Source organism: Kribbella sp. NPDC104740 (genome assembly GCF_055583505.1).
The window spans coordinates 1,363,240-1,376,479 of the sequence record NZ_JBVJNV010000002.1 but is presented as its reverse complement, the minus strand read 5'-3'; the positions used below and the strand labels follow the sequence as shown (position 1 = coordinate 1,376,479).

At 66.8% G+C, this 13,240-nt stretch carries 13 protein-coding genes; 6 read left to right on the top strand and 7 right to left on the bottom strand.

Annotation, left to right across the window (positions count from 1 at the left end):
• The first annotated feature begins 72 nt into the window (after positions 1 to 72).
• On the top strand, positions 73 to 312 hold the full coding sequence (locus ACZ6Z4_RS15960; RefSeq protein ID WP_465563658.1) for a hypothetical protein: 240 nt from the start codon (positions 73 to 75) through the stop codon (positions 310 to 312).
• On the top strand, positions 309 to 2,666 hold the full coding sequence (locus ACZ6Z4_RS15955) for a hypothetical protein (RefSeq protein WP_465563655.1): 2,358 nt from the start codon (positions 309 to 311) through the stop codon (positions 2,664 to 2,666). Before ACZ6Z4_RS15960 ends, ACZ6Z4_RS15955 begins: the two co-directional genes overlap by 4 nt.
• A gap of 9 nt (positions 2,667 to 2,675) precedes the next feature.
• Here ACZ6Z4_RS15955 and ACZ6Z4_RS15950 read toward each other — a convergent pair whose 3' ends face one another.
• The gene (locus tag ACZ6Z4_RS15950) at positions 2,676 to 3,512 is read right to left on the bottom strand and encodes a L,D-transpeptidase family protein (protein ID WP_465563652.1); all 837 of its coding nucleotides are present in this window, start codon (positions 3,510 to 3,512) and stop codon (positions 2,676 to 2,678) included.
• Positions 3,513 to 3,660: 148 nt separating this feature from the next.
• Positions 3,661 to 4,077 (bottom strand): hypothetical protein, encoded by a 417-nt coding sequence (locus ACZ6Z4_RS15945; protein ID WP_465563648.1) that lies wholly within the window; start codon positions 4,075 to 4,077, stop codon positions 3,661 to 3,663.
• A gap of 85 nt (positions 4,078 to 4,162) precedes the next feature.
• Between ACZ6Z4_RS15945 and ACZ6Z4_RS15940 the strand changes: the two genes are divergently transcribed.
• Both ACZ6Z4_RS15940 and ACZ6Z4_RS15935 read left to right on the top strand, forming a co-directional pair.
• Complete coding sequence (locus ACZ6Z4_RS15940) at positions 4,163 to 4,366, top strand: hypothetical protein (protein WP_465563644.1); 204 nt, start codon at positions 4,163 to 4,165, stop codon at positions 4,364 to 4,366.
• A gap of 61 nt (positions 4,367 to 4,427) precedes the next feature.
• Positions 4,428 to 5,309 (top strand): LysR family transcriptional regulator, encoded by an 882-nt coding sequence (locus ACZ6Z4_RS15935; protein ID WP_465563641.1) that lies wholly within the window; start codon positions 4,428 to 4,430, stop codon positions 5,307 to 5,309.
• Positions 5,310 to 5,408: 99 nt separating this feature from the next.
• On the opposite strand, the gene ACZ6Z4_RS15930 is transcribed toward ACZ6Z4_RS15935, so the two are convergent.
• Both ACZ6Z4_RS15930 and ACZ6Z4_RS15925 read right to left on the bottom strand, forming a co-directional pair.
• Positions 5,409 to 6,383 (bottom strand): aldo/keto reductase, encoded by a 975-nt coding sequence (locus ACZ6Z4_RS15930; RefSeq protein ID WP_465563638.1) that lies wholly within the window; start codon positions 6,381 to 6,383, stop codon positions 5,409 to 5,411.
• Positions 6,384 to 6,464: 81 nt separating this feature from the next.
• Positions 6,465 to 9,566, bottom strand: coding sequence for a DEAD/DEAH box helicase (locus ACZ6Z4_RS15925; protein WP_465563635.1), 3,102 nt, complete (start codon positions 9,564 to 9,566; stop codon positions 6,465 to 6,467).
• Between the two features lie 186 nt (positions 9,567 to 9,752).
• Between ACZ6Z4_RS15925 and ACZ6Z4_RS15920 the strand changes: the two genes are divergently transcribed.
• The gene (locus ACZ6Z4_RS15920) at positions 9,753 to 9,965 is read left to right on the top strand and encodes a hypothetical protein (RefSeq protein ID WP_465563632.1); all 213 of its coding nucleotides are present in this window, start codon (positions 9,753 to 9,755) and stop codon (positions 9,963 to 9,965) included.
• Positions 9,966 to 9,971: 6 nt separating this feature from the next.
• Here the strand turns inward: ACZ6Z4_RS15920 and ACZ6Z4_RS15915 are convergent, their stop codons facing one another.
• The 3 genes from ACZ6Z4_RS15915 to ACZ6Z4_RS15905 all read right to left on the bottom strand — a co-directional run bounded on the left by ACZ6Z4_RS15915 (position 9,972) and on the right by ACZ6Z4_RS15905 (position 12,191).
• A complete protein-coding gene (locus ACZ6Z4_RS15915) occupies positions 9,972 to 10,565 on the bottom strand; it encodes a hypothetical protein (protein WP_465563629.1) in 594 nt (197 codons plus the stop codon).
• The gene (locus ACZ6Z4_RS15910; protein ID WP_465563626.1) at positions 10,562 to 10,921 is read right to left on the bottom strand and encodes a hypothetical protein; all 360 of its coding nucleotides are present in this window, start codon (positions 10,919 to 10,921) and stop codon (positions 10,562 to 10,564) included. Before ACZ6Z4_RS15910 ends, ACZ6Z4_RS15915 begins: the two co-directional genes overlap by 4 nt.
• Before the next feature lie 133 nt (positions 10,922 to 11,054).
• Positions 11,055 to 12,191, bottom strand: coding sequence for an epoxide hydrolase family protein (locus ACZ6Z4_RS15905; protein WP_465563621.1), 1,137 nt, complete (start codon positions 12,189 to 12,191; stop codon positions 11,055 to 11,057).
• A 57-nt stretch (positions 12,192 to 12,248) separates the two neighbouring features.
• Here ACZ6Z4_RS15905 and ACZ6Z4_RS15900 point away from each other — a divergent pair, with 57 nt between their 5' ends.
• Positions 12,249 to 13,223: a helix-turn-helix transcriptional regulator gene (locus tag ACZ6Z4_RS15900; RefSeq protein ID WP_465563618.1), complete on the top strand. Its 975-nt coding sequence runs from the start codon at positions 12,249 to 12,251 to the stop codon at positions 13,221 to 13,223.
• The last annotated feature ends 17 nt before the right edge of the window (positions 13,224 to 13,240 follow it).

Genomic DNA, 13,240 nt, shown 5'->3' with positions numbered 1-13,240 from the left:
GAGGTGGCGGATCGCGCTCGTGGCGGTTTTGGTGATCGTTGGTCTGGGGCTCTTGGCCGGGGGATCTACAGGGTGAAGATCAGCCTGGACGACGCGGACAAGTGGGGCAGCATCGTCGGTGCCGGCTGTGGTTTGCTCGGCCTGGCCCTGCAACTCGCGGCGGTCTTGGTCGGCCGTGGCACCTCTGGCGGTACTAGCGGTCAGGCGTCCCGGCGTATTGAGCAGTCGGTATCGAGAACCACCATCGGCAGAGACAACGTCCAGATCGGCAACGGCCGAAACATCGAGCTCAATCGCCGACGCAAGAAGTGAGCTCGGACAGTCACCGGATCCGGCAGTCGATCTCCAGGACTCGCGTCACCGGACACAACATCCAGATCGGTCACGCGGCCGGTGACGTTCACATCGCCCTGGATCGCCCCGAGTACCGCATCGAATACCTCAAACCGTCGGGCTCGGCCGCCGAGACCGGCGTCGCGATCCGGCCGAGCTTCTTGCTCGATCCTGAGCATGAGGCCGTGCCGTTCAGGATGCGACCCGAGTTGACCGACCTGGAGCAATGGCGAGACGGCCAGTCCGCGGCGTCACTGCTGATGGTGCACGCGCCAGGAGGCTACGGGAAAACTCGGTTGGCTTCGGAGTTCGCGTCCGCGACGTACGAACGCGGCTGGACCGTGGCGCAGGCGGTCAAGAAGTCCACCGTTCGCCGTCGGACAGCCGACGATGGGGCGGTGTCCGATGGGGACGGGGATCCTATCCTGATCGTGGTGGACTACGCGGACCGGTGGCCGCCGGAAGCGCTGTCCGCCATGGTGACTGATTTCCGGATCGAGCACTCCGACCGCATACTGCGGATCCTGCTCCTGTCGAGAAGCGGCGCATCGGCATGGCGCAACATCGCTGCCGAACTGATGCGGGTCGAGATCGCCTGTGAGGATCCTCTGCCGCTCGGCGATTTCGTCACTGAGCCATCGGACCTGATGCCGGTGTTCACGCAGGCGGTCGAAGCGTTCGCCACACGTCTGCAGCATCCGGAGTTGGCCGCTGTGGTCGATTCCGCGCTGACCGACGCAGATGGATCCTCACCGCTCCGCATTCACATGGTGGCGTTGGCAGCAGTGTGCGCCCGGATCGACGATGAGCCGGCACCTTCGCTGTCCGACCTGTCGGACTACCTGCTGATGCACGAACGCAGGTACTGGACCGCCAATGCGCCACGCGGTATCGCAGGAGGTACCGAGGTCGAGGTCGTCGAGCAGATGGTGCTGCTCGCAACGCTGTTCGGCCCGGTGGCCCCCACCCATGCGGCCGAGAACCTCCTGATCCACGCCCAGCTGGCGGAATCGAAGGTACAGGCCGGCAGCCTCCTAAATCTCTTCCGGAAGCTGTACCCGGCCTCGGCCGAGGAGTCGCACGAGCTGGATCCATTGCGTCCGGACCGATTCGGAGAGGACTTCGTCAACAGTCATCTGCTCGTTCACAACGACCCTGTGGGAGCTTTGTGCCGTCTGCTGGAGGGAGCTCCCGCGTCGATGCTCGGTCTCGACGATGTGGCGGTCAGGCGTTGTCTCACGGTGCTGACGGCCGCTGCTCGACGTTACCCGCGTGTGAGCGACACGCTGCTGGGACTCGTGGGCAAGTTGCCAGACCTCGCGCAGTGGGCACCGGCGGATCTGGTGGAGCTGATGTCGAGCGAAGCCGACTCCGAACTCCAGCGCCGTTTCTCTGCGAAGCTTCCGCGACACCGCCGAGAGGTCAGCGGCCCGGCGGCCGAGCTGGCACACCGAGGCTTCTCGGAGTTCATCGACGAGCTGCCCGATGCGGTCCGCGCCGAGAACTACGTGAATCTGAGTCGGCGGTGGGCCGAACAGGAACCTCACCAGGCTTTGGGTGCGATCAAGTCAGCGATCGCGATCCATCGAGAGCTGGCGAACATCGATCCCGGCCGGTACTTGACGGATCTCGCGTTCGGGCTCGGGGAACTGAGTCGGCGGCTTGCGGAGAGCAGCGATCCGGACGGGGCGCTACGGGCAGCTGACGAGGCCGTCGTCATCCGTCGGATGCTGAGTGAGTCCGGCGACCGCAACCAGATGGCCGACCTCGCCGCTGCGCTGCAGAGCGCCGCCCTGCGGCACGAATCGATCAGAGACCGGACCGGCGCCCTCGACCTCGCGGTGGAAGCAGTGGCTGTGAATCGGGTTCTGTACCAGGCCGAGCCTCTCGTGTACGGACCACAGCTTGCGTCGGCTTTGACCACATTGGCCAGCCGGTTCGACGCGGTCCGGCGGACTGATGAGAGCATCGCCGCCTACCAGGAGTCGATCGGGCTGCTGACGGAGCTTGCCACCCGGGAACCGATGATCTACCGACCGGCGCTGGCGTCTGGGCAGGCCGGCCTGGCTTCCATCTGCGAGGCGGCCGGCCTGCGTGTCGAGGGGTCATCTGTTGCGCTACAGGCCGTGGATGCGTATCGGGACCTTGCTCGTGACGAGCCAGGGCTCTATCTGCGTCCGCTGATGAAGGCGCTGGACGTCACCGCAAAACTGATGGACGACGTGACCGGCTCCGACGTGTCACGAAATCTGCGTCGCGAGGCGGCCACGATCGCCGCTCGTTTGGACATCAGTCTGCGGTCACGCCGTGCGCGGCCCGTCGTCCAGCCGTGATCGGGGCGACTAGTACTGGCCGTACACCGAGACCGTCGTGCCGATCTTCGTCTCCTTGAAGATCTGGCGGATCTGCGGGCGCATCACCCGGACGCAGCGGTGCGAGGCCGGGTAGGTCTTGATCAGGCTGTTCGAGCGGGAGCCGTGCAGGGCGATGCCCGGGCGGTCCTTGAGGAAGTAGATCGAGTCGTACATGTACGCGTCGTCGTACAGGCTGCTCTCGTGCGCGCCGGCCCACTTGCGCCAGACCTTGCCGGTGCGGTTCGGGGTGTCGTAGCCGGGGGCGCCGGTCGAGACCCAGACGATGCGGCGGTAGGTGTTGTTCACGACCTGGTAGAGGACCTGGCAGGTCTTGTTGACGTAGATGCCGGCCGGCTTCGTCGGGGCCGGGCGGTTCTTTGCCAGGAGCACCGATCGGACGTCGGCGGTGCTGAGCCGCTCGCGGTTGATCGGGAGGCCGTTGGTCTCGCGCCAGGCGCAGAGCGCCTGCTTGGTGCGCGCGGTGATCTCGCCGTCGACGTCGCCGACCGGATAACCCCACGCGGCCAGGCGCTTCTCGACCTTGAGGGGGTAGTTGACCGCGGCGGTCGGTTTGACCGTGGGCTTGGTGGTCGGGGTCGTCGTCGGCGTGGTGGTCGGCGCCTCGGTCGGGGCGCCCGTGGGGGTGCTCGTCGGGGCGCCGGTCGGTGTGCTTGTCGGGGCGCTGGTCGTCGGCGTACCGGTCGGCACGGCTGTCGGCGTACCGGAGGGCGTTTTCGCAGGTTCCTCCGCGGCGACGTCCGTGCAGCCGCTCAGCACCACGCCCAGTACCAGTACCCCAGCCAGAAGACCACGACGACGCGCCACGGAATCCCCTCTCCTCAGACGATCAGCGTCGCAGACAGGGGCCGTCCAGGGCGGAAGCCTCGCCGTGACCGCGCGCTCGCTGAACGCTAGTGCGTGGAGAGGTGCGCGGGCGCGGTCATTACCGCACCCGTCACCGAACCGTTGCCGATCAGAGCCCGAGGTCGCGCAGGAACTCCGGCTTGTAGGCCTGCATCACCACGTACCGCGGGTCCGGGACCTCCATGTCCGCGTTCTTCGCGGCGTCCTCGGCCGGCGTGTGCGTCCCCTCCGGGACACTCGGGTCGGTCCACTCCTGCTGCGCCGCGTTCCAGCGCGTCACCGTGTACTCCGCGCTCAGCTCGTCGTCCGCGACGAGCTCCTTGACCGTCCGCTCCGCCTCCTGAGCGTCCTCGAACGTGTGCGTGTAGAGCAGCATCCGGTTCCCGTCCCGCGTCACCGTCACCTGCCGCCCGAGCCGCTTGCGCGCGTCGTCGTCCAGATCCAGCGCCCGCAACCGCTCCCAGAACGTCAGCCCGTGCTCGTCGTTCCCGAGCTCGACAACAACCCGAAACTCCTCATCCGCCATGCGCACACCCTACCCAGCCGGTACGACGGTTTCGCTCGGCTACCCTGCCGGGGCGCCGGCCAGCCGTCCACGGGGAGGAGCCGCAGTGCGACCGATCCCGACCGAGGCCATCCACCGCATCACCACCCGCACCTTGACCACCGGCGGCGCGACCTTCGACCTCACCACCCGCCTCGCCGACCGCGACGCCGCACTCCGCGAGGCCCGCCGCGTCAGCGACCTCGAAGGCCGCCGGGTCGTCTCGATCTACAACCCCGGGCGCGACCGTACGGCGTACGTGCGGTTCTGATGGGATCGTCAAACACGCGACCGGTCAATCACTGAACATCCATCGACTAAACTTCTGAGTCATGGAGCTTCGCCACCTCGAACACTTCATCGCCGTCGCCGAGCAGAAGCACTTCACCCGGGCCGCCGAGGCGATGTCGATCTCCCAGTCGGGCCTGTCCGCGTCGATCCGCGCCCTCGAACGCGAGCTCCACGCCTCCCTGTTCGTCCGCAACACCCGCAGCGTCGAACTCACCGAAGCCGGCCGAGCCCTCCTCTGCGAAGGCCGCCGCACCCTCGCCGCGGCCGAAGCCGCCCGCGACGCCGTCGCCGCCGTACAAGGCCTAGTCCGCGGCCACCTCACGGTCGGCCTAGAACAATGCCTAGGCGTGGTAGACGTCCCCGCCCTCCTCGCGAAGTTCCGCTCCGCCTACCCCGGCGTAGAAATCGAGGTCCGCCAAGCAGGCTCCACCCCCATGCTCGACGAACTGGCCTCCGGCCGCCTCGACGTAGCCTTCGTAGCCACCGCCGGCCACCCGGTAGACGGCCTCGACCTCCGCCCCCTCTCCACCGAGTCGATGGTCCTCGTCTGCGCCCCCGACCACCGCTTGGCCAGCGCCACCGAAGTCTCCCTCCAGGACTTGGCCGGCGAGTCCTTCGTAGACTTCGACCGCACCTGGGGCGCCCGAGCCATCTCCGACCACGCCTTCGCCGCCGCCAACGTCGCCCACCCCGTCACCATCGAGGTCAACGACGTCCACACCCTCCTGGCCCTCGTCGCCCACGACCTAGGCGTCGCGCTGGTTCCCGAACGAATCGCCGCCAAACGAGGCGACCACAAAACCGTCCCCCTCAAGCCCAACTCCGCCTCCGCCTGGCAAGTCTCAGTAGCCGTCCCCACCAGCCCGGCAGCCAGCCTCACCGCGGACGCGTTGATCGGGATGCTCCCAACCACGCGCACTTAGTACGCCCTACGCCGCTCTGCTCCTGAATGCCGAATCGGGCCGCCCGCCGATCCCTCGGCGAACGACCCGATGCGTAAGCGCTCTAGCCGGCGTCCACCCCTACCAGGCGTAGTCCTCCGGCGAGGTCTTGTACCCCGGGAAGATCTCGTCGAGCCGGGCCAGCGCCTTCTCGTCGAGCTTCAGGTCGACCGCCCGTACGGCGGACTCCAGCTGCTCCATCGTCCGCGGACCCACGATCGGGCCCGTGACCGCCTTCTGGTGCAGCAGCCAGGCCAACGCCAGGTCGCCCGGCTGCGTGCCGAGCTCGTCGGCGAACGACTCGTAGGCCTCGATCTGCGGGCGGAGACGCTCGACGGTCTCCTTCGCGCGGCCCTCGAGGCGGCGTACGCTCTCGGTGTCCTTGCGGATCACGCCGCCGAGCAGACCGCCCTGCAGCGGCGACCACGGGATGACGCCGAGGCCGTAGCACTCCGCGGCCGGCAGCACCTCGCGCTCGACGTCGCGCACGATCAGGTTGTAGATCGACTGCTCACTGACCAGCCCGGTGAAGTTGCGCTTCTCGGCGGCCGCCTGGGCCTGCGCGATGTGCCAGCCGGCGAAGTTCGACGACCCGGCGTACAGGATCTTGCCCTGCTGGATCGCGACCTCGATCGCCTGCCAGATCTCCTCCCACGGCGTCTCCCGGTCCACGTGGTGGAACTGGTAGAGGTCGATGTAGTCGGTCTGCAGCCGCTTCAGCGAAGCGTCCAGCGCCCGCCGGATGTTGAGCGCCGACAGCTTGCCCTCGTTGGGCCACCCCTCGCCCATGTCGCCGTACACCTTCGTCGCCAGCACCGTCTTGTGCCGCTTCACCGGGTCCTTCGCGAACCACTCCCCGATGATCTCCTCGGTCCGCCCCGGGTAGATCGCCCGCCCGTACCCGTTCGCGGTGTCGAAGAAGTTGATCCCCTTCTCGTGCGCCGCATCCATGATCGCGTGGGAGTCCTCCACGCTCGTGTGAGGCCCGAAGTTCATCGTCCCCAACACGATCCGACTGACCTTCAGTCCCGTCCGCCCAAGCTGAGTAAAGTCCATACTCCCACCCTGCGTGCCGGGGGCTCAGACTTCCAACAGAAGAATCCGCACAGTCCGATCGGTCGAGCTTCTGAGTGCAGGTCAGGCGACCACTGAGGCCGCCTGGAACACGTCCGTGGGCATCGGATAGTGGAGCTTCCACGTGATGGCGATTGGTCGATCGCCGGTATGGCCGGTGTACGTCGCCGGCCCGAGGAACAGGTACGGCGCGGTACCGAGGTCGCTCTTCTTGTGCATCCGCGCGAAGATCAGGATGTTCGAGTCGCGTTCGAGGTGATTCAAGTAGCGCTGACCCGTTGAGGACGAGACCGACGTTGTGCTCTGCGACTCCCAGTGGAAGAGCTCGGGGCTGATCGCGTAGTCCTGGTACATCGTGGTCGGCGAGTAATCCGCCTCGGACTTCTTCAAGGTCACGAAGAACGCATCAGTCGAGGGCTCCTTCAAGGCCAGCACCCCTTCGCGGAAGTTGCTCGGTGGCTGCTTCAGGCTCGCATGGTTGAGCGCCGCGAGGATCTCCTCCCGTTGATAGCGGGCGTGCACGCGCAAGCTCAGTCGCCGAAGTGGGCCGGCCAGGGCCTGGGCGCGATGCCGAGCCTGATCCATCGCGTAGTCGATGATTTCCAGCATCTCGTCGCGCGTTGCTTCTTCGGCGCGGAGCGCCTCAAAGCCTTCCTGGTACGACGAATAGCCGCCGCCGTTGGGCCAGAGCGAGAAGAACAGCATCCGTGCGTAGCTCTGCTCGGATTCATCGAGCTCGTCGTACGACGGTGCTCCGTCGATGATCAGCCTGCGATAAGCCTGAGTCCGTTCAACGTCATCGACATGGGCCAGCGCACGAACACGCCTGAGCAGCGTGGAATCGCCACCGGCGCGCGTTGGCAAACCTGCATCCCTGCGCAACGTGGTCCACGTGCGCTGTGGGGTGCCTTGGCGCAGAACGTCACTGAGCTCAACGCCAGTCTCAGCCAAGAACGTCGGCAAGGTCTGGTCGCCGTGGTCCCGCAGTTCGGTGACCAGATCCTTCCAACGGCTACCGATCTGCGAGCGAATGTTGTCGAGCACTGCTTGTTGCGCGACCTTGTCGAGAATGATCTGGCAGCCGGACGGGAGGAACGGAAAGCCCCGCTCGACCTGCTTCTCGAGTCCACGCCGGGTATCGCCGGTCAGCGCTCGGAACCGCCGATCGAAGCGGAACTCTTTGCGCTGGTGGCCGACGAAGTCCAGCGCCGTCAACACGGGCTTACCGCGCGCCTGGCGCAGGCCTCGACCGAGTTGCTGAAGGAAGATCGTGGGGCTCTCGGTTGGCCGCAGGAACAGCACGGTGTCGACCTCTGGCAGATCCAGACCCTCATTGAAGAGGTCGGCTGCGAAGAGCGCGTTCACCCGGCGGTCCTTCAGATCCGCGAGCGCCTGCTCCCGATCGACCAATGAGGTCTGTCCCGACACTGCTTTTGCCGGGATGCCAGCCTCGGTGAAGACGCGAGCCATGTACTCCGCGTGCGCGACGGAGACGCAGAATCCCAACCCGCGCATCCGCTGAACATCGGTGATCTTGTCGCGGACTTCACGCAAAACGATGCGGGCGCGAGCGCTGTTGCCGGTGTACAGCTCGCTGAGCTGGCTGTCGTCGTACCGGCCGCGCTTCCAATCCAGTCCGGCGAGATCAGTGCCATCGGCGATGCCGAAATAGTGAAACGGGCAGAGTAGATCGTCAGCGAGCGCGTCCCAGAGCCGGAGCTCCACCGCCGTCCGGCCGCCGAAGTACGTCTGGACATCGAAGCCATCCGTGCGTTCCGGTGTCGCCGTCAGACCGAGGAGCTCGCGTGGTTGCAGGTGCTCCAGCAGCGTCCGATAGGTCTTCGCGGCCGAATGATGGAACTCGTCGACCACCACGATGTCGAACGCATCGCGAGGCATTGCCGTGACGTCATCGACGGAGAGAGATTGGATCGAGGCGAACACGTGCCGCCACCGCTCGGGGCGTGATCCAGAGTGGAACGATTCGCCGAACGAGGCGTCGCTCAGAACCTCGCGGTACGTTCGTAGCGATTGCTGCAGGATCTCCCGTCGGTGAGCGACAAAGAGGAGCGATGGTGCGGGCAGCCCCTGACTCTCAGCGGCCTCTTTGAGCCTGCGGTAATCGAGGGCGGCAATGACTGTTTTGCCGGTGCCGGTCGCGGCGACCACGAGATTGCGGTGCCGATCGTGAACTGCGCGCTCGGTGTCGAGCGTCTCCAACATCTCTGCCTGATACGCGCGAGGCCGTACCTCAAGCCCTGCGAGCGACACTGTGCCTTGCTGCGCGGTCTTGTCCCGCCGGGAATGCGCGAGAGCATCGTCCAAACGATCCCGGTCGCGTTCGGGATCGTAGGTCTCGAAGCTCGGGTCGTTCCAGTAGGTGTCGAAAGTGGCCGCGAACTTGTTGAGCAAGCTCGGCGTGCCGATCCTGGAGAGCCGGACATTCCATTCGACGCCGTCCAGCAATGCAGCGCGGGAGAGATTCGAGGAACCGACGTACGCCGTATCGAAGCCGGTCGCGCGGCGGAAGAGCCAAGCCTTGGCGTGCAGCCGGGTCCGCAGTGCGTCGTACTGCACCTTGACCTCTGCCCCGAAGTCTTGAACGAGTCGGTCGAGTGCCCGTCGATCGGTGGCGCCCATGTACGTCGTGGTGATGACGCGCAACGGCGCGCCCCGCAGCCGCAGCCGCTGCAACTCAGGCTCAAGCACTCGCAGCCCGTGCCACTTGACGAAAGCGCAGAGCAGATCGACCTCGTTGGATGAATCGATCTCAGCGCGGAGTTCGGTGCCCAGCGCTGGCTCACCGTGAGCGTTGGTCAGCAGCGCGGCATCCGACAGCGGCGTGGTCGGTCGGGTTAATGCGATCGACTGAACGCCAAGGCCGGCCGCCTCGCCGATCGAGAGGAGCCGCTCAAGCGGTGGCTCGGGAAGAGCATCAGCGTGCTGTGCCAATTGGGCGAGCAAATCATTGACGATGACGAGTCGTTTGGCCTCGTCACGGGTCGATTGGAGGACGCGGAGAACGGCCTCCCGCAGGTGTCGGGACAGCACTTCCGGCTGATCGGCGTCGTCGACCTTTCCGGTGCTGGACGTGACGTCATCGGATTGCCGCAATGCTTCGAGCAATCCCTGCGTCACGAGTGCGTCGTAGATCCCTGGTTTCATCCGATTACCCCCACGCGGAGAGCTTGCCAGACCGCACCGACAAGATGACGGATCGGGATCGGCCCGGCGTCTTACTGGCTGGTCGGGCGTCTGGTTCCTGCCATGCCGGTTTCCGACAGTGGTTCGCCCTCCTCCGAGCTAGCGGCGGCTGCTGATACTGAGAGCGGCTGGGCTTGAGGAGGAATCGTGACGAGTGTCGAGCAGAGATGGGTCCGGGTCTGGTTCGGGAACCACGTGATCGCCGACTACCGTGCCGAGGCAACCCTGGCCGAGCGGTACGCGAAGGCGATGGAACGACGGTTCGCCGGCTTGCAGGTGACGAACGAGGCGGTGCCTGGTGATGGGGCGCCGGTGCGGCCGTTGCCGAACGAGCGGCTTTGGGAGCTCGGGCCGCAGTAGGGCGGGCTAACGGTCTCGAACAGGTTCTGGTGGGCGTCGTACGGCGTGCGATGCTGCGCTCGAGTGGAGGGCTCCCGGCGGGGCGGTTGCTCCGCGGGGCGAGGCGATGCCTTTGAGGGCTCGGGCCAGGTCGGGCGGGAGCGGCTGGCGTACTGGGCCGGGGCGTTGGGTGGCGACACCTCGCAACGTGTGGAGCCGCTTACCCGTTTCGCGGCCGAGGCGTTGGGCGGCGACCTCGAAGGGGCGGTCGTTGCCGCGGTGTTCGAAGCAGAGCACCTCGCGGTACGGCGGCCCGTCGTCGTCCGGGGTGAACTCGCGGTAGATCAGGCGGTGCGACGGCCCGAGGGAGTGGTTTCCGCGGGACTCGGGGATCACGGGGAGTTTGATCTCGGCGCAGTCGCTGAGGTCGTGGGTCTTGAAGCCGAGGCGCTTGCCGTCGAAGGCGGCTTCGTCGCCGTTGGCGAGGGCGCGGAGGCCGGCGCGGAGGGCGCGGTACTCGCGGTCGCGGAGGCCGCCGGGCTGTTGGGTCTTGGCCGCCTGTTCGAGGGTGCGGAGCTGGTGGAGTACCTCACGGCTGATCAGCAGGCGGTACTGCGTCATGTCGGCTTGCGGAACTCGGAGTCGTCGGTGTCGTCGTCGAGGTCCCAGCCGAGCTCGGCGGCGACGTCTTCGAGTGGGACGGAGGGGCCGCCGGGGTTCTTCAGGCGGTGACGGGCGACGGAGTAGCTGGCGTCGAAGCCTTCTGCATCGGCGGTGGCCTCGACGAGGGCATGCCAGACCTCGAAGGGGATGACCACGCCTTCGGGTTGGCCCGCGTCGCCGAAGATCAGCGGTTCGGCGTTGCCCGAGCGGTACAGGCTGAGCAGGTTGCCGAGGTTCTCGGACGCGGCGGTGGTGGACAGCACCCAGGCCGTGTCCCCGTTCGGGAGCAGGTGCTGGGTTTCGTCGGAGTCCATGGCCGGTCCTTCCAGGTTGGCAAGCGTCGGCTTCAGGATAGGAAAGATCGGCGAGACCTGGGGCGAGTTGTCCACAGCCCCCAAACGCCCGAAGGCCGGCCCAGGGCGGGGCCGGCCGGTCGGGGGAGCAGTGTCAGCGGAGGTTGGCGAAGAACTTGCGCAGGTCCGCGGTGACGTTCTCCGGGCGTTCCAGCGACGCGAAGTGGCCGCCGTCGGGGTAGTTGGTCCAGTGGATGATGTTGGTGTTGTCGCGGTCGGCGAGCGGGCGGATGGTTTTGAAGTCGTCGGCGAAGACGGCGACGCCGGTGGGGGCGGTGTTGACGGCGGGTTCGGTGCCGGCGTTGGCTTCCTCGTAGTGGTAGCGGCCGGCGGCGGCCGAGGTGTTGGTGAACCAGTAGAGGGAGACCTCGGTGAGGATCTGGTCGCGGGTGACCAGGCTCTTGCCGTCGCCGAAGTTGTTGAAGAGCTCGTTCCAGGCGAGCTGGCCGACCGGGGAGTCGGAGATGCCGACGGCAACGGTCTGCGGGCGGGTGGAGTTGATCGCGTTGTAGCCGCCGACCGACTGGAACCACTTCAGGTGCTCGAGGGCGGCGTAGTCCTCGCCGGTGAACTTCTCGAACTCGGCCGGGTCGCCGCTGGGGAAGCTGAACAGCTGCAGCACGTGCAGGCCGAGGAAGCCGGGAGGGTTCAGCAGGCCGAGCTCGCGGGAGATCATCGCGCCGGCGTCGGAGCCGTGCGAGCCGTACGAGTCGTAGCCGAGGCGGCGCATCAGCTGGTCGAAGGTCTTCGCGACCCGGGCCATCGTCCAGCCGCGGTCGGCCAGCGGGGTGCTGAAACCGAAACCGGGGATCGACGGTACGACGATTGAGAACGCGTCGGACTCCGAGCCGCCGTACGCGACCGGGTCGGTGAGCGGGCCGATCATGTCGAGGAAGTCGACGAACGAGCCCGGGTAGGTGTGGATCAGGAGCAGCGGCGTCGCGCCCTCGACCGCCGACGGGACGTGCAGGAAGTGCACGGTCTGGCCGTCGATCTCGGTCAGGTACTGCGGGAACTCGTTCATCCGGGCCTCCTGGGCCCGCCAGTCGAAGCCGTTCTGCCAGTGGTCGGCCATCTCGCGCAGGTAGTGGTTCGGCGTACCGAGGTCCCAGTTGTCGCCCGGGGCCGGCTCGGGGAGCCGGGTGTTCGCGAGGCGGGTCTGCAGGTCGTCCAGGTCGGCCTGGTCGATCGTGACGGTGAAGGGCCGGATGCTGCTCTCGTTGTTGTTCATGGCTTCACTGTAGAAGTCGTATAGGCAAGTTGGATTCCTATTTGAGAGTATTTACCTGTGCGTGAAACCTCGTCGAGATTGCTGTCCTTGCTGTCGCTGCTGCAGACCCGCCCGGCCTGGACCGGCGCGGAGCTGGCCGAGCGGCTGGAGGTGAGCGGCCGGACGATCCGCAACGACGTCGACCGGCTGCGCGAGCTCGGGTACCCGATCGACGCGACCCGCGGGCCGGCCGGGCACTATCAGCTCGGGATCGGGGCGAAGATGCCGCCGCTGCTGCTCGACGACGAGGAGGCGGTTGCGGTCGCCGTCGGGCTGCGGACCGGCGCCGGCGTCAGCGGCATGGAGGAGAGCAGCGCGCGGGCGCTGGCCAAGCTCGAGCAGGTGCTGCCGCACCGGCTCCGGCGGCAGGTCAACGCGATCCACACGACGCTGACGAAGGGCCCCGACAACACGGGTTCGAACGTGCCCGACCCCGAGGTCGACCCGGTCGTCGTCGCGACGATCGCGGCCGCGATCCGCGACCAGCACTACCTGCGCTTCGAGTACGCCGTACCGGACACCGAGCCCGGCTTCCCGATCCTGGTCGAGCCGTACCGGTTGATGAGCTGGCAGCGGTACTGGTATCTCGCGGCGCGTGACGAGAAAGGGGCCTGGCGCACCTATCGGGTCGACTGGATGCAGTTGCGGATGGCAACGGGCCGGCGGTACCAGCCGCGGCCGATGCCGGACGACGACTACACCGACTTCGTACTCCGGGACGTCGCGACCGCGGGCTGGAAGGTGCATGCTCGGATCACGGTGTTCGCGTCGGCCGACGAGGTGCTGGCGCGGATCCATGCGGCGGTCGGGATCGTGGAGCCGGTCGACGAGCACACCTGCGTGCTGGTGACCGGAGCGGAATCGCTCGAGGTCGTTGCCGTGTACATCGGAATGCTCGGCATCGACTTCCAGGTGACGGCGCCGGCGGCGCTGGTCGAGCACCTGCGGCTGATCGGGCAGAGATACCTGCAGGCGGTTGCGCCGCCGGGGTGAACGGCTACCTTGGCAGG

Excerpts from the sequence above, each read along its gene's own strand:
- ACZ6Z4_RS15945 (WP_465563648.1), bottom strand. The coding sequence starts at position 4,077 with ATGGCGGATGAGGAGTTTCGGGTTGTTGTCGAGCTCGGGAACGACGAG.
- ACZ6Z4_RS15935 (WP_465563641.1), top strand. The coding sequence starts at position 4,428 with ATGGAGCTTCGCCACCTCGAACACTTCATCGCCGTCGCCGAGCAGAAG.
- ACZ6Z4_RS15930 (WP_465563638.1), bottom strand. The coding sequence starts at position 6,383 with ATGGACTTTACTCAGCTTGGGCGGACGGGACTGAAGGTCAGTCGGATC.
- ACZ6Z4_RS15925 (WP_465563635.1), bottom strand. The coding sequence starts at position 9,566 with ATGAAACCAGGGATCTACGACGCACTCGTGACGCAGGGATTGCTCGAA.
- ACZ6Z4_RS15915 (WP_465563629.1), bottom strand. The coding sequence starts at position 10,565 with ATGACGCAGTACCGCCTGCTGATCAGCCGTGAGGTACTCCACCAGCTC.
- ACZ6Z4_RS15910 (WP_465563626.1), bottom strand. The coding sequence starts at position 10,921 with ATGGACTCCGACGAAACCCAGCACCTGCTCCCGAACGGGGACACGGCC.
- ACZ6Z4_RS15905 (WP_465563621.1), bottom strand. The coding sequence starts at position 12,191 with ATGAACAACAACGAGAGCAGCATCCGGCCCTTCACCGTCACGATCGAC.